This window comes from Enterobacter cloacae complex sp. 372C4, from assembly GCF_050030615.1.
GTDB classification, from domain to species: domain Bacteria; phylum Pseudomonadota; class Gammaproteobacteria; order Enterobacterales; family Enterobacteriaceae; genus Enterobacter; species Enterobacter intestinihominis.
Genome location: NZ_JBLGUQ010000001.1, coordinates 4519324 through 4534517 on the forward strand (window position 1 = coordinate 4519324; position 15194 = coordinate 4534517).

Consider the following 15194-nt stretch of genomic DNA (forward strand, 5'->3'; position numbering starts at 1 on the left):
GTAATAAATGCAAGAAAATCAATCAAATACAAAGAAAGAACAGTACAACCTGAATAAACTGCAAAAGCGACTGCGCCGTAACGTGGGCGAAGCCATTGCAGACTTCAACATGATTGAAGAAGGCGATCGCATCATGGTCTGCCTGTCGGGCGGTAAAGACAGCTACACCATGCTGGAGATCCTGCGCAATCTACAGCAAAGCGCACCGGTGAACTTTTCCCTGGTCGCGGTTAACCTCGATCAAAAACAGCCAGGATTCCCGGAGCATATCCTGCCGGAGTACCTTGAGAACCTGGGCGTTGAGTACAAAATCGTAGAAGAGAATACCTACGGCATTGTAAAAGAGAAGATCCCGGAGGGCAAAACGACCTGCTCGCTTTGCTCACGTTTGCGTCGCGGCATTCTGTACCGCACCGCAACCGAACTGGGCGCCACCAAGATTGCGCTTGGTCATCACCGGGACGACATTCTTCAAACACTGTTTCTGAATATGTTCTACGGCGGCAAAATGAAGGGAATGCCACCGAAGCTGATGAGTGACGACGGCAAACACATCGTGATCCGCCCACTCGCCTACTGCCGCGAGAAAGACATTGAGCGTTTCTCTCAGGCCAAAGCCTTCCCTATCATTCCGTGCAATCTGTGCGGTTCACAGCCGAACCTGCAACGTCAGGTCATTGGCGACATGCTGCGTGACTGGGATAAACGCTATCCGGGTCGCATTGAAACCATGTTCAGCGCCATGCAGAACGTGGTGCCTTCGCACCTCGCCGATGTTGAACTGTTCGATTTCAAAGGGATTAACCACGGTTCAGAGGTAGTGAATGGCGGGGATCTGGCGTTTGACCGCGAAGAGATCCCGATGCAGCCTGCTGGCTGGCAGCCAGAGGAAGAGGATGCGCAATTCGATGAACTGCGCCTGAACGTGGTGGAAGTGAAATAACCTGACTGCGTCTCAGACAGTGCTTCTGAGACGCTTTTTTCCCTTACTTCAGCAGCCGAACGCGGCAGGTTTTCCCTTTAATCTTCCCGCCCTGCAACTGTTTCCAGGCCTTATGCGCAACCGACTGGCGAACTGCTACGTAGACATGTGCAGGATGGACCGTGATCTTGCCAATATCTGCCCCGTCGAGACCAATATCCCCTGTTAACGCCCCCAGAACGTCACCGGGACGCATTTTGGCTTTTTTACCGCCGTCGATGCACAGGGTGGCCATTTCCGCCGCCAGCGGAGCGATGCTGATATTACCGGGGGCATTCACCCAGTTGAGTTTCAGTTGCAGCATTTCCGCAAGAATATTAGCGCGCTGCGCCTCTTCAGGCGCGCAGAAGCTGATGGCGAGACCACTGTTACCCGCACGCGCGGTACGCCCGATGCGGTGGACATGCACTTCCGGATCCCATGCCAGTTCGAAATTCACCACTAGCTCAAGCGATTTAATATCCAGGCCACGAGCCGCCACATCCGTTGCAACCAGCACGCGAGCGCTGCCGTTAGCGAAACGCACCAGCGTCTGATCGCGATCGCGCTGCTCCAGATCGCCATGCAGCGATAATGCGCTCTGTCCGGCATCATTCAGGGCATCGCACACCGCCTGACAATCTTTTTTGGTATTACAGAACACCACGCAGGACGCTGGCTGGTGTTGGCTAAGCAATTTTTGCAGCAGTGGAATTTTGCCCTGCTGCGACGTCTCGAAGAACTGCTGCTCAATCGCTGGTAACGCATCGACAGTATCGATTTCAATGGTCAGCGGGTTCTTCTGCACGCGCCCGCTGATCGCCGCAATCGCCTCTGGCCAGGTGGCAGAAAAAAGCAGCGTCTGACGTGTGGCGGGCGCAAAGCGGATCACGTCGTTAATCGCATCGCTGAATCCCATATCCAACATGCGGTCAGCTTCATCCATCACCAGCGTTTGCAGTGCATCGAGTGAAACGGTGCCTTTTTGCAGGTGATCGAGCAGACGGCCCGGCGTTGCCACAATGATATGCGGCGCGTGTTGAAGGGAATCGCGCTGCGCACCGAACGGTTGCCCGCCGCAGAGCGTTAAAATTTTAGTGTTAGGCAAAAAACGCGCCAGACGACGCAGCTCACCCGCGACCTGGTCGGCCAGCTCGCGCGTCGGGCAGAGTATCAGGGACTGGGTCTGAAACAGGGTTGCATCAATATGCTGCAACAGGCCGAGTCCAAATGCAGCCGTTTTTCCACTACCGGTTTTCGCCTGCACGCGCACATCCCGGCCTTCAAGGATAGCCGGCAGCGCGGCGGCCTGGACAGGGGTCATAGTGAGGTAACCCAACTCATTCAGGTTTGTCAGTTGGGCTTCAGGCAGAACGTTCAGCGTGGAAAAAGCGGTCACAATATACTCTCATGGTAATGATTGCAGTCAGATGGCGCGTATCCTCGCAGATCTCCGCTAACGATGCGACAATTTAATCGGTTCTTCGTCCGGTGGCGGATCCGGCATCGGCTGCGGACGCGGGATGGGATCGGGAATTGGGGTCGGATCGGTGGGCACCGGATCGGACTGCCATGTGTTCAGGCGTTGCAAGGCAAGTAGCATACTCATCTTTCCCTCCAGATTAGGGTGCTTACCCCTAAAGGGTAGACGCAGATAAACAGGAGGCAAAAAAAAGCCGACTATGAAGTCGGCGTCGTACGAATCAATTGTGCTATGCAGTAATTCAAAAAAAGGAAGTAAGACAATATGGAGCGCAACGCCCATCGCTTGACGTTGCATTCACCTGCGGGAGTAATATTGCACCTAACATGGTCTAAGTTTATTGACTTCGCTCAATTAAAATGTCGTTTTGAAGCAGTCGCTGCATTAGAAAATGCGTAAATTTACAGCCATTTACTACGATGCAACCACCATGCAACACCCCCAATCAAAACCACTAACATGATGCAAAACGTGGTGAAGCCATAGTGATATTCACCGCCGGGGATCCCCCCAAGATTGACGCCAAACAACCCGGTTAAGAACGTACTTGGCAAAAAGACCATCGCCATCAGCGACATGGTATAGGTTCTCCTGGCTAATGACTCCTGCATCACCTGTGCTATCTCATCCGCCATGACCGCCGTTCTGGCGATACACGAATCAATTTCGTCCAGACCACGTCCCAGCCGGTCAGCAATATCCTGCATTCTGCGACGCTGATCGTCATTCATCCAGCTCATGCGTTCGCTGGCCAGTCTCGCATAGACGTCGCGCTGCGGGGTCATATAGCGGCGCATAACAATAAGCTGTTTTCGCAACAACGCCAGAAAACCACGTGGGGGAATTTGCTGATCGAGCAGGTTGTCTTCCAGATCGATGATTTTATCGTGGAGTTCTTCAATAAACTCGCTGGCATGATCGGTCAGCGCATCACATACATCCACCAGCCAGCTTCCGCAATCCGTAGGCCCCGTGCCCTCTTTCAGATCGTTAATGACGTCATCCAGCGCCAGCACTTTTCGCTGACGGGTGGAAACAATCAATCGTTCATTCATGTAGACACGCATTGCCACCAGCTGATCCGGACGCTCATCCGTACTGCCGTTTATGCAACGCAGTGTTATTAACGTCCCCTCACCCATCCGGCTGACGCGAGGTCTGAGACTTTCTCCCGCCAGCGCATCCCGAACGTTGTTGGGCAATAGCGGCGTGGACGCGAGCCACTCGGCGCTGTCCGGGTGCGTGTAGTTGAGGTGCAGCCAGCATGGGTGTTCGTTGTCGATGTGATCCTGATCTTCAAGCGGCCTTGCGCCCCCGCGCCCATCAAGTACCCATGCAAAAACCGCGTCAGGTACGTTAACTTCAGACCCTTTAATGCTCTCCACAGCGCCTCCACCGATTTATCTCTTTCGGTGTCAGTCTAGCTTTCGTCGAGGGTTAAGCAATAATTATGTGAGGCATCATCCTGAATATGCTCAGGAATTCACCACCCATTCGCGGCTTATTAACGCATTATCAGCCTGGTACTCGTTCTTCAGACGGAAATTACGTGTTCGTGTCTGAAGTTCAATCACCTGATTGCGCAACACATCTGACGAACCGTTCAGTTCTTCAACCATCGACACATTGCTCTGTGTTACGCGTTCCAGCTCTGACAATGCCAGCGTGATTTGTGAAATCCCTTTTTCTTGTTCCGATGTTGAGGCGGAAATTTCATCCATCAGTCTGCTGACGTTGCCCGAGCCGGTAACGATGTCGTGCATGTTTTTTTCAGCTTCAGAGACTACGTTAACGCCCTGCGTCACGTTATGGCTGGTGACTTCAATCAATGACTTAATATTTTTTGCCGCTTCGGCGCTACGATGCGCCAGGCTTCTGACCTCACCGGCGACTACTGAAAATCCTTTACCATGGTCGCCCGCTCTTGCCGCTTCAACGGCAGCATTAAGCGCCAGTATATTGGTTTGGAAAGCGATACCGTCAATCAGCGAGATAATCTCTGTCATTTGCTGGGCGCAGTCGGTAATTGATTGCATATTGTTCGCGACCTGCCCCATTAACTCTCCGCCTTTACGCGCCTGCAACGTCGCGATATTCGCCTGTTCGCTGGCTAAACGGGTATTGTCGGCATTATTTTTTGTACTTGCAGCCATCTCTTCCATGCTGGCTGCCGTTTGCACCAGCGAAGCTGACTGCTGTTCTGTTTTAACGGAAAGCTGCGCGCTGCGTGAAGAAAGCTGATCTGACAGGGTCATCGCGGTTTGCGAGGAGGCGCGGATCTCACGGACCAGCGTTGCAATGTTGCTGGAGAGACTATTAATGCCCGGGATCAGTCGTCCCGCACAGTTGTTGCCGAATTCAGGGATCGACACGCCGAGATTGCCTGACGTCACTTCTTCAATACTTTTTTTCACAGTATTGATCGGCGTCACAAGATATTTTGTCATATACGCCCAGAGTAAAATTAAGGCGATACATTGTACGATAATGACTGCAATAAAAAGCGAAAAACTCCCTGAAAATAGCGCTATAACTCCATCACTTACCAAAAACACACATAAAAGGAAATAGACAATGAAGGTTCTGACACTAATATTTCTAAGCATAGTTTTTCCTACGACTTTATATTTTTGTGGGCTCTAAGGTTTATAGCATTGCCACAGTATTTTGTCCTCACGTTCGTCGTTGGTTTGTTGTTTTGCAGTTTGATTTGAGCAGTTTTGCTTAAGGCAGATAAAAAGCATGATATACGGTAAATATCCAGCTTGTAGTTTGGTTACCGCCCCCCCCTTAAATATTAGCGCTTACCTATTTAAGAAGGAGTACCGTAGGGCAACATTGTTTAGTCATGCTTAATAAGTTAACGTAGTTAATATATATCAACTACGTTACCGTGACCTCCCACCAGGCTGGCTTACGTTCAGGCCAGACAGTCGACTGACTGGAAAAAATAGTCCTCCGTCATGAGAACATTCTCTTTAACACTTTGATGTCCGCGACGAATATACCAGCCTGTTTCAGGCGCCATGCTTAAATGGTATATCCTCTCCCCCGATATACTGCCGGGGGCATTAATGCACATTGTCATACACCCCTTCTCTGATCCCCTGATGATCTGTTCTGGCATAATGCTGACGCTGCGATCTCCATTTCGTAGAATGACAGTCGTGATGACATAACGACATATACTGCTACTGAGGCTGTAGCCGACCGTACTCAAATCGGTGATATGCTTTTGGGATAACAGGACTTCAATACCAGAACCCTCAAACCAAACAATAATTTGCTGTGCAAGATCATCCATCCGCTGACAAAAAGCCCTGACTTCGGCTTCAGCCGAATTAATATGAATCGGTTTATTTACGTTATTCTGCTGCACTTTCTTAAAAAAACGCTCTCTTGCTGACATGTTAACTCCGTGTTTTTCGCCAGTCTTATTGTTCTTTTTTGTGCTTCAGCAGGGCGTAGCTGACAATCAACTGCTGAAGATGTTGTTCGACCTTGTTTTGCTGCGCTGCTGACCGGGGTTGCCCGGCAGGTAAAGTGGAAAGCAGACGAAGCTGCTCCTCAAGCGGTATGGTTTGGCTAAATGACTGCGACATGGCAAACACGTCTGATTTCAGTTCACTCACCGTCATGTACTTCCCTTTCTGTTCATCCAGTGCGTTCAGCTTGTTCGTCAACTGCTGCAACTGCGCCATACCCTGATGCCATCCATTCAGATCTAAATCTGCTAGCGCAGCGATACTCATCTGTTTCTGCCAATATTGCGCCAGGGGTTTGGCTTCTTCCGGCCACAGCGTCAGCGCCTGCTGCACCAGACGGTCGCCGAAGCTCACTGCCCAGTCTGGTTTCAACTGTAAAAGCTGCGCTAACAGCTGTTGTGTCTTGCCAATCCCCGGTTCCGGTGACGGTGACGTTTGTTGCAGCGCCTCTAATTGCCCTGTAGATAGCCCTTGAGGTAGAGGAGCCAGAGCCGCGGCTAGCTGCGCTTGTGCCGAATCTGGCGCATGCAACATCTGCCATCCTCCTGCGACGACACTGGCTGCCACCAGCATGGTCAACATACCAGCAGCAAATGGCTTCCAGGGTTTCATCGACACCGGAGGTTCTTTAACCACCCCAACGTTCAGCACCGGCTCGGGCTCAACCACATAAACCCATTTACTACGCTCAGTCGGTTCGACGAGGTGAATTTCCGTAGCACCCAATGCGTCACCGTGCAGACTCATGTCCGTATTTTCGCTCTTTTCCAGACGCACTGCTGCGTTCTGCATCATCGTGCGCAGAGCATCAAGCTGAGTAGCATGCTTGAGTTCCAGACGCTGCAAGACGTCCCCCAAAGCGTTCAGATGCTCTTCAGACTGATACAGCTGCCCTAAGTCGGCGTACGTCAGCGATAGCGTTCGTACCACCTGTTGCAGGCGCTTGCTGAGTGCACTGAGGATTTCGATTCGCGCATGGACAGGCTGTGGCCAGAGGTTTCCCCACTGGCGGGCTACCAGTGCAGCAAGTACCGCAAGCCCCTCATTCATACCGTACAATCCGGCCAGATGCGTACGGGCGAGCGTATACCAGGCAGCCGTTTGTAGCTCCACACCGTTATGCCCGAACAGTGACAGACAGAGCGTTTCCGCGTGTTGCCAGTTCACATCCGGGCGTGCCGGATGGGTGAGCTTGTTCATTTCTTCGCGCAAGGCAGCGTAATCCGCAAGCGTGCGCGGATCCCCGCCGGTTTTAAGTTGGCGTTCAGAATTTATTGTCATAACTGTTTTAACCTGAGTAATAACTAGATGGCGGCTCGTGCATCGAGGTATTGCTGTTGTTTCAGATGACGGATTAATACCCTGCCCTCCGGCATAAATTCCGTACCATATCGAACTAACCCGACCCCCTTCAGCTCCGCGTCAATGGCGTAGCGAAGCTCACCGGCCTGAATCTGTTCCTGCATCACCACGTTAATTCGATTCAGGCGCGGCTCATATTTCAGCAACACGGCCGACAGTGTGGTGATCAGCTGATGGGCGGTACCGGGCATCCCCTGGAGGATTTTTGTCATATCCGGCAGGCCGTAGTCTGGCAGGTGAGCCAGCGTACCAGCGCGGCAGTTGAGGATGCGCTGCATGTTATCGAGTACTGATAAAATCACCTGATTCTGTTCGCTGACCTGGTTGAGGTTCAAGCCACCTGAGAAATTGCCGCTCAGCATTTCATACAGCGATGGCGTATTATGTCCCTTTGGCATAAGTCATTATATAAACACATTCCGTTTGCAAAGCATCCATTGTTTAGACATTGACGGGTAGGGTTCAGCATTATTCCTGGCTTATTTGCAGCTGCTATAACGCTGCCAGCCGCAATGTAATTCGCTGACTCACGCCTTATTACCTTCGCGGCTTTAAGCCCAGTGACTGATTCAGGTGTAGCGAGTCCTGGTCTTACCTGTCTTTGTCATTACACTGGCCGCCAGAGCAACCTTTCAGTATTCACCCATTTGTTAAGATTTTATATTCATCCGTATCAGCGATTAGTATGACCGGATACCGATATGATCCTTACCGTACTTGCGGTAATAAGTCGCTATAGCCCATACTATTTCATTGCCTTAATCGCGTTCCCAGGTCAATTCTGACCAAGAGGGCGGAGGGAATTGGCATTTTAAACGTTAACCACACTCTGGAATTTTCCATCCAGCCCACCCTTCACTTGTTGGATACATTGCATATTGCCCGTGCCATTCTGGTGCAACCGAATCAGAGAACTGAGCTTGCCAAAAGTGCCATGCAGAGCTTTTTATTTTATTCCCATTGGAATCATATATAACAAAAAAGATTGGTTGGAAAACAACCGTAATACTCTCCCGATACCACCATATGGTCGATAGTCAGGAATATAAGTAGTCAGTTCGCATTTATTATCTCGACTCCATATAGAATCATTCTTGATTGCGTTTTGATAAGCCATGATCTTAATCACCATTAGCAAAACACAAAAGAAGAAAACTGATATCAACATGAAGCAGCACGTTTTTTTATAAAGCTATGCATTTATATTCACCTCTTTCCAGTAAACATATTCCTCCAAATCTACCTTATTCAAATGAATGATAAGGTAGTGAGACTGGTCCTTTGAGGTGGAAAGCCATTCCAGACGGGTCACCATGCCGTGCACACTTTTGCCGCTCCGCATCCGGAAGGAGGCATATTTCATCAGCACCTGTTCCGGGGGAATGTTCGCCTGAAACGTTGTGAACTCAATGTCCCAGCGGAATGGTTCGCTCAGTGCTTCCCTGCCGTAAAAGCGCAGAACATCCGGCTTCACTGAACTGTCATTGATATCCAGAAAATATCGGGTCTGTCCGTCAAAAAGCGCTAACCAGTTATCCAACACGTCACTCCTTCACCGGCACGAGGCTGAGCCAGCCATCACCCAGTTCAATCGTGCGGGGTTTGTCCGGGTCCAGGTCATCCCGGCTTAGTACCAGCCGCCGATGTCACTCGCCGAACTCAACGTCAACTTTTTCTCCGCAAACAGCCGCATGTTGGCGTTCTGCGCCTGGACCTCCACCGGCCCTTCCCCTGACTTGACGCTCAGCTGACCGGTACGGGCAAAGAGCCCCAGCTTCTCTCCGGTAAGCAGGGTCAGATTGCCCATAGCGCCTGTGCTGATATCTCCGCCAGCATTAATGGCGACGTTTTTGCTGGCGGCGATTTGCAGATGCTCACCGCTGGTCAGCGCCATCCCTTCCGGGGCGGACATCAGCAGCGCCTCATTGAGCGGTTTCAGCCGCTGTTGGAACATCCGTATCTGGCTGTCGACATCCGCTTTCAGCGCCTGCGCCTGCTCTGTCGCCATTTCCAGCTGTTGCAGATGCTGGTTAAGCCGGTCGATTTCCTTCAGCGCGGTGTCCATGTCCAGTGCGTCACCCTGCGCCTTCGCCTGCGCATCCGCACTGACAAACAGCCCTTTCCCGGCACGCAGGGTTCCCCACTCATCGGTGCGCAGTTCAGTGCCCTGCCCGCGACGCTGCCCCTGGCTGTCCACCAGATGCCCGCTGTTGAGCTGCGTTTTGCCGTACTCCGTGGCGAGTCTGATGTGCTCCTCACCGCGCTTGTCTTCCATCCGCAATTTTGAGTTGGCAGGCGTCCGGAGGATGTTCCGGGTGTGGTTGTCCCGGTTCACGAGGTCAGGATGTTCAGAGTCGTGCAGCGCATACGCGATGTACGGCAGGTCAATATCACCGTTGCTGTACGCAATCGCCACTTCGGTCCCGTCGGTGAGCGGCGTATGCCAGCCCAGCGTTTCACCGGCATATGGCTTCGCCATCCGCAGCCACAGGTAGCCATAGCCCGGCTCTGTCCCCTCCCTGTCGAAGTCCGGCTTCACCCGGTAGCGCCCCTGCCCGTCCAGGTGAGCGTAGATATCGTTCTTCTCCCGGCTCTCAATGTGGGCGGGCAGGGTACCGTGGATTTCCGGACGCGAAACTTCCGTCGGGCGGAAACAGTACCGTTCGGTGTAAGGCATGCCCCACACCGATACGAGCAGGCGGGAATCCCGCGCTCCCCGGAAGGTCACCAGCGTGAGGACGACGCCTTCTTTCAGGGCCGTAATGACATCCCCCTGCGGCTCCAGCACCTGCCCCGGCGTAAGGTGGGCGGCATTGCTGAACAGGTGGATACGGGCTGATTTATTGAGTTCCTGCTCGTGATGAAGCCGGGCGTAGAACGCGCCGGATTCGGTTTCCGGCTCCGGGTCGCTGTCGTCGCCTGCTTCCCGGTACGGCGCTTTGTAGCGGTAGTGCTCACCCGTCGTCACTGCATCACTGCGTACGCTGACCGTCGCATCCATCGGCGTGGTGGCTGTCCGGTAGTTGTAATCCCGCGTGGCGACGGTGCCGGTGACAATCCTGTGCCAGGTCCGCACATCCCAGACCGATTCTGCCGCGCCGTCGAACAGACCCGATAGCTCGCTGTAGGGCAGGCGCACATCAAACTGGTAGTGAAGCTGGCTGTCAGCCAGGATGTACGTATCCAGACCGCGCACGTCGTCCATCTCCGTACGCCAGTAAATCCCCACCTCCGACAGAATGCGCCGGATGAACTGCAAATCCGTTTCCCGCCACTGGGTGATAATTTCACGCGGGGGGTAGGTGCGCTCCAGTCTGAATTCAAAGTTACAATCCTTTGATTAAAGGTAATAAACCATTCGCTGCTAGTTCTATCTCCACATTATTTGCGCATGTAATATCAAATGGCTCTTTACCATTAAACACTGATTTAGATACAACTATGGTTCCGGCATTGTTTTCGATATCAAATACTTTATATGCGGATGGAACATGCTCGTGTTTTATCCTTACAGGCAAATATAACATCCAACCAACTGGTAATCGATCATCAAACACTTCCCTTTGATTGAATCTATATTGCTCTGTATCAAGGAGTATATATTTAAAGCACCATCCATTATAATTAACCATGGCCTTAAATATATAAACAAAATTATCTACATCATTATAACTAGATAATGACTTAATTGTCACTGTGAGTAAATATCTTTCATTTGAAATAGATGGTGTGTTTTTATATAAAATGGTTATGATACTATCATCTTCATTTTCATCAGCCAGAACTATGCTTATAGGCTTCTTATTTACAATCAAATAATCGACATAGGCCAATGCTTCTTCAGAAATACCAAGTTCGTTTAGGGCTATAATTTTCTTTGAAGGATGTGCAATTAACCAATTTTTTTTCTTCTCAACCCAACTGGGCAAAGCATCGATCAAATATCTCAGCTCTTTAAACAACTGAACAGCAGTTAAAATATCTTTTCTATAAAGTAAAGAATGAATTTTGTAATGCATAAAACCACCTCAATCTGGAAATATATTTTTTATGTAATCTAAAGACATAGGTTTGTAGATAACGTTTATATCCAAACCTTCTGAAGCAAATTCAATTCTGGCATACTTAGCACTTATGGGTTGCATAAAATACCATTCTAACTTACCAGGCGGCATTCCTTTAATTGCACAAGCATTCTGCGCTGTAGCTTGCTTTATAAAAAGACCTTCACCAAAATTCTTTATAGTCATGAAAAATTTGACATCTCCATTACTGTCAAAAAATTGGTCATAGTTGGCCTTACTTTCTTTCAGTACGCATTCTTTCGGCGCAAATCCATCAAATGCCACGCCATAAGTCCATTCCATTATTTTCATAACAGGAAAATGAATAGGTAGCTGACAAATATAAAACTGATACGCAATACTGACATCAGACCAACCTTCTATATTCTGTAGTGTAACCTGTCCATGAGTATAGACACACTGATCACACCCTTCCTCACTCATTTCCTTAGTCATTGTTGCAGCTTCTACTTTCACTTTCTCCATTTCAGCCATCCGTACAAGATATGCTTCCCTGGCAGAATCAAGCTCCTGAATAATCCCAATTACACCACCCAGGCGGCCTCCCCTGGCTCGCGGAAAAGTACCTGTTCTGCCAGATGGAACGGGAAACGTACTTCCGATATCACTCATTAGCTCCTCCGAACATTCTTTTTACCAGATTTCCTCTGATTTGTTGATACTTTATGTATTCACTTTCGGTGCTTTCTTCACCATTTAGTAACCAGTCTTGCATCGCTTTCGTTTTATAGAAATAGGGCTCGAAGGCATTCATTATCAAAAAATCTGTTTTAACCTCTTGATTATGAAAATCGTGAATATTCAAGAACTCATCAGCATCTTTAAGCCTTGTAAGTAATTCATTATCATCGGAAAGAGAGGGTGAGTTTCTGACAATAACCTCATGCAGGCGCTTAATATAATTAAGACTTTCTCTTTGAGTAAGCTGTTCAAGCTGCTGCTGAGATAGTTTTATTACCACTTTAATTCCCCCTGTCCTTCAACCATCGACCAGTGTAATAACTAGCTTTGCTCTTCATATCCATCATTTCCCCATCCACCTGAAAAACCCATTCTTTTGTTCGATTAATAAGTTGCATATAGTGAGTTTCTTCCAGCAAAAATTCGATTTCAGCCAAAATTCGTGGATCATAAAATCGGAAAAGGGCGCACCAACCATCCGGCAACTGTAAATTGAGAAAGGATCTGAAATGGTCAATTAAACTTTCAAGAGATTCGGAGGAAATTATCCACGAAACAGATGGAACAGCCTCCGCCAGTTGTTTCAGTTTATCACGATGGCTTACCGAGTTATTGAGACTAAATAACCAGGGCCCAGCAAAAGCAAGACGGGCGTCAGGCCAGCTATTTAAAAATGGTTCAGCAACTCCCTGTTCGTGCTGAATCTCATCCCCGAAATGACGCTCATATTGCAAGCCGTCAACAAGTGCAAACAATGAACAATCAGAATAGGACATTAAAGATCTCATAATGAAATTATATGAATTATTAATCATGATTCCCCCCGTATGACGAAAGCATTACCATTCATCGCAGCTTTCATCAGGCAACTCAGGCAAATCCCGCCGCCCGTCGCTGCCTTAACCGGCATACTCACCGCCCCCGCCGCCATCGTTATCCTCACTTTGCGCAGATACGTTGCCGTCGTACCGTACTCCACCTTCCCCGCCTCAAGCCGCAGGTAACTCCCGCCACCAATTAACGTAATACGCTTCTTCCCGGCAAACGAAATATCACCCGCCGAGCTCAGCGTCAGCTTCTTTTCTGCAAAAAGCCGCAGGCTGGCATTCTGTGCCTGCACCTCCACCGGCCCTTCTCCGGATTTCAGGCTCAGTTGACCGGTGCGGGCAAAGAGCCCCAGTTTTTCCCCGGCCAGCGCGGTCAGGTTGCCCATTGTTCCAGAGCTGATATCGCCCCCGGCGTTAATGGCGACGTTTTTCGTGGCCGCCATTTGCAGGTGCTCGCCGCTGGTCAGCGCTATCCCTTCCGGCGCCGAGAAAAGCACGGCTTCGTTGAGCGGTTTCAGCCGTTGCTCAAACATCCTTATCTGGCTGTCGACATCCGCTTTCAGCGCCTGCGCCTTTTCTGCAGCCATTTCCAGTTTTTGCAGATGCTGGTTAAGCTGGTCGATTTCCTTCAGTGCGGTGTCCATGTCCAGTGTTTCACCCTGCGCCTTCGCCTGCGCATCCGCACTGACAAACAGTCCCTTCCCGGCCCTCAGGGCTCCCCACTCGTCGGTGCGCAGCTCAGTGCCCTGGCCGCGACGTTGCCCCTGGCTGTCCACCAGATGCCCGCTGTTGAGCTGTGTCTTACCGTATTCTGTCGCGAGCTTGAAGTGCTCCTCACCACGCCTGTCTTCCATCCGCAGCTTATTGTTCGCGGGTGTACGCAGGATATTGCGGGTGTGGTTGTCCCGGTTAACGTGGTCCGGATGCTCAGAGTCGTGCAGCGCATACGCGATATAGGGCAGGTCAATATCGCCATTGCTGTACGCAACCGCCACTTCGGTCCCGTCGGTGAGCGGTGTGTGCCAGCCGAGTGTTTCACCGGCATATGGCTTCGCCATCCGCAGCCACAGGTAGCCGTAACCCGGCTCCGTCCCCTCCCGGTCGAAGTCCGGCTTCACCCGGTAGCGCCCCTGCTCATCCAGATGTGCGTAGATATCATTTTTCTCACGACTTTCAATCCGGGCCGGAAGTGTGCCGTGAATTTCCGGACGCGGGATTTCCGCCGGGCGGAAACAGTAACGCTCGCTGTAAGGCATTCCCCATACCGACACATGCAGACGGGAATCACGGGCGCCCCGGAAGGTCACCAGCGTGAGAAATACGCCTTCTTTCAGGGCCGTCATGACATCCCCCTGCGGTTCCAGCACCTGCCCGGGTGTGAGATGGGCAGCATTGCTGAACAGATGAATGCGGACCGACCTGTTGAGCTCCCGCTCGTGGTAAAGTCGGGCATAGAACGCGCCGGATTCGGTTTCCGACTCCGGGCTGGTGTCATCTCCCGCCTCGCGATATGGCGCTGCGTAGCGGTAATGCTCCCCGGTGGTGACCGCATCACCACGCACGCTGACCGTCGCATCCATCGGCGTGGAGGCTGTCCGGTAGTTGTAATCCCGCGTGGCGACGGTGCCGGTGGCAATGTTGTGCCAGGTTCGCACATCCCAGACCGACTCTGCCGCGCCGTCAAACAACCCCGATGGCTCGCTGTAAGGCAACTGCACATCAAACCGGTAGTTAAGCTGGCTGTCGGCAAAAATGTACGTATCCAGACCGCGCACGTCGTCCATCTCCGTACGCCAGTAAATCCCCACCTCAGACAGAATGCGCCGGATGAACTGTAAATCCGTTTCCCGCCACTGGGTGATAATTTCACGCGGCGGGTAGGTGCGCTCCAGTCTGAATTCAAAATCAGCTCCCTCCAGCCCGTGTTTGCGCAGCACCTGCTCCACCACCTCCGGGACGGACTGGTTCTGAAATACGGCGCACTGGCGGGTGTATCCCAGGAGCGCCAAGCGGGAACTGAGCGTGAGCCGGTAACGGGACTGGTCTTTTGATGTAGACAGCCATTCCAGGCGGGTCACCATGCCGTGCACATTTTTGCCGCTGCGCATCCGAAACGACGCATATTTCATCAGCACCTGTTCCGGGGGAATGTTCGCCTGCCCGGAGGTGAACTCGATGTCCCAGTTGAACGGCTCGCTCAGTGCTTCCCTGCCGTAAAAACGCAGAACATCCGGCTTCACCGAACTGTCATTGATATCCAGAAAATATCGGGTCTGTCCGTCAAAAAGCGCTAACCAGTTATCCATCACG

General features: G+C 51.1%; 13 protein-coding genes and 3 pseudogenes. 1 reads left to right on the top strand and 15 read right to left on the bottom strand.

What is annotated here, in order from left to right:
• Window positions 1-7 precede the first annotated feature (7 nt).
• Window positions 8-943, top strand: a complete 936-nt coding sequence (gene ttcA, locus ACQG11_RS21960) for a tRNA 2-thiocytidine(32) synthetase TtcA (RefSeq protein ID WP_032609308.1) — start codon at window positions 8-10, stop codon at window positions 941-943.
• A gap of 43 nt (window positions 944-986) precedes the next feature.
• Here ttcA and dbpA read toward each other — a convergent pair whose 3' ends face one another.
• From dbpA to ACQG11_RS22035, 15 genes and pseudogenes are all read right to left on the bottom strand, one after another.
• Window positions 987-2360 (bottom strand): ATP-dependent RNA helicase DbpA, encoded by a 1374-nt coding sequence (gene dbpA / locus ACQG11_RS21965; protein WP_045308185.1) that lies wholly within the window; start codon window positions 2358-2360, stop codon window positions 987-989.
• A gap of 57 nt (window positions 2361-2417) precedes the next feature.
• Window positions 2418-2564, bottom strand: a complete 147-nt coding sequence (locus tag ACQG11_RS21970) for a hypothetical protein (RefSeq protein WP_369702450.1) — start codon at window positions 2562-2564, stop codon at window positions 2418-2420.
• Window positions 2565-2845: 281 nt separating this feature from the next.
• A complete protein-coding gene (zntB, locus tag ACQG11_RS21975; RefSeq protein WP_045308186.1) occupies window positions 2846-3829 on the bottom strand; it encodes a zinc transporter ZntB in 984 nt (327 codons plus the stop codon).
• A gap of 90 nt (window positions 3830-3919) precedes the next feature.
• Window positions 3920-5050: a methyl-accepting chemotaxis protein gene (locus ACQG11_RS21980; RefSeq protein WP_022648264.1), complete on the bottom strand. Its 1131-nt coding sequence runs from the start codon at window positions 5048-5050 to the stop codon at window positions 3920-3922.
• Between the two features lie 314 nt (window positions 5051-5364).
• Window positions 5365-5853, bottom strand: a complete 489-nt coding sequence (locus ACQG11_RS21985; RefSeq protein WP_150311733.1) for a hypothetical protein — start codon at window positions 5851-5853, stop codon at window positions 5365-5367.
• A gap of 25 nt (window positions 5854-5878) precedes the next feature.
• Window positions 5879-7210, bottom strand: coding sequence for a VasL domain-containing protein (locus ACQG11_RS21990; RefSeq protein WP_426728828.1), 1332 nt, complete (start codon window positions 7208-7210; stop codon window positions 5879-5881).
• 23 nt (window positions 7211-7233) lie between these two features.
• Window positions 7234-7689 carry a type VI secretion system baseplate subunit TssE gene (gene tssE, locus ACQG11_RS21995; protein WP_022648267.1) on the bottom strand — a complete coding sequence of 152 codons (456 nt, stop codon included), beginning with the start codon at window positions 7687-7689 and terminating at the stop codon, window positions 7234-7236.
• A gap of 827 nt (window positions 7690-8516) precedes the next feature.
• Window positions 8517-8831, bottom strand: a pseudogene (locus ACQG11_RS22000) (type VI secretion system Vgr family protein); the annotation flags it as partial.
• A gap of 4 nt (window positions 8832-8835) precedes the next feature.
• Window positions 8836-8931: pseudogene (locus ACQG11_RS22005) on the bottom strand (type VI secretion system lipoprotein TssJ); the annotation flags it as partial.
• Window positions 8932-8933: 2 nt separating this feature from the next.
• A pseudogene (locus ACQG11_RS22010) lies at window positions 8934-10619 on the bottom strand (type VI secretion system Vgr family protein); the annotation flags it as partial.
• Window positions 10618-11310 carry a hypothetical protein gene (locus tag ACQG11_RS22015; protein WP_426728829.1) on the bottom strand — a complete coding sequence of 231 codons (693 nt, stop codon included), beginning with the start codon at window positions 11308-11310 and terminating at the stop codon, window positions 10618-10620. The gene ACQG11_RS22015 and the pseudogene ACQG11_RS22010, both read right to left, overlap by 2 nt.
• A 9-nt stretch (window positions 11311-11319) precedes the next feature.
• The gene (locus tag ACQG11_RS22020) at window positions 11320-11988 is read right to left on the bottom strand and encodes a restriction endonuclease fold toxin 5 domain-containing protein (RefSeq protein ID WP_171932596.1); all 669 of its coding nucleotides are present in this window, start codon (window positions 11986-11988) and stop codon (window positions 11320-11322) included.
• On the bottom strand, window positions 11981-12337 hold the full coding sequence (locus ACQG11_RS22025) for a hypothetical protein (RefSeq protein WP_171932597.1): 357 nt from the start codon (window positions 12335-12337) through the stop codon (window positions 11981-11983). Before ACQG11_RS22025 ends, ACQG11_RS22020 begins: the two co-directional genes overlap by 8 nt.
• Before the next feature lies 1 nt (window position 12338).
• Window positions 12339-12872: a DUF4123 domain-containing protein gene (locus ACQG11_RS22030; protein ID WP_217704498.1), complete on the bottom strand. Its 534-nt coding sequence runs from the start codon at window positions 12870-12872 to the stop codon at window positions 12339-12341.
• Window positions 12869-15190 carry a type VI secretion system Vgr family protein gene (locus ACQG11_RS22035; protein WP_426728830.1) on the bottom strand — a complete coding sequence of 774 codons (2322 nt, stop codon included), beginning with the start codon at window positions 15188-15190 and terminating at the stop codon, window positions 12869-12871. Before ACQG11_RS22035 ends, ACQG11_RS22030 begins: the two co-directional genes overlap by 4 nt.
• Window positions 15191-15194 lie beyond the last annotated feature (4 nt).

Excerpts from the sequence above, each read along its gene's own strand:
- ACQG11_RS22030 (WP_217704498.1), bottom strand. The coding sequence starts at position 12,872 with ATGATTAATAATTCATATAATTTCATTATGAGATCTTTAATGTCCTAT.
- tssE (WP_022648267.1), bottom strand. The coding sequence starts at position 7,689 with ATGCCAAAGGGACATAATACGCCATCGCTGTATGAAATGCTGAGCGGC.
- ACQG11_RS22020 (WP_171932596.1), bottom strand. The coding sequence starts at position 11,988 with ATGAGTGATATCGGAAGTACGTTTCCCGTTCCATCTGGCAGAACAGGT.
- ACQG11_RS21980 (WP_022648264.1), bottom strand. The coding sequence starts at position 5,050 with ATGCTTAGAAATATTAGTGTCAGAACCTTCATTGTCTATTTCCTTTTA.
- ACQG11_RS21985 (WP_150311733.1), bottom strand. The coding sequence starts at position 5,853 with ATGTCAGCAAGAGAGCGTTTTTTTAAGAAAGTGCAGCAGAATAACGTA.
- ACQG11_RS22015 (WP_426728829.1), bottom strand. The coding sequence starts at position 11,310 with ATGCATTACAAAATTCATTCTTTACTTTATAGAAAAGATATTTTAACT.
- ttcA (WP_032609308.1), top strand. The coding sequence starts at position 8 with ATGCAAGAAAATCAATCAAATACAAAGAAAGAACAGTACAACCTGAAT.
- ACQG11_RS21970 (WP_369702450.1), bottom strand. The coding sequence starts at position 2,564 with ATGCTACTTGCCTTGCAACGCCTGAACACATGGCAGTCCGATCCGGTG.
- ACQG11_RS21990 (WP_426728828.1), bottom strand. The coding sequence starts at position 7,210 with ATGACAATAAATTCTGAACGCCAACTTAAAACCGGCGGGGATCCGCGC.
- ACQG11_RS22035 (WP_426728830.1), bottom strand. The coding sequence starts at position 15,190 with ATGGATAACTGGTTAGCGCTTTTTGACGGACAGACCCGATATTTTCTG.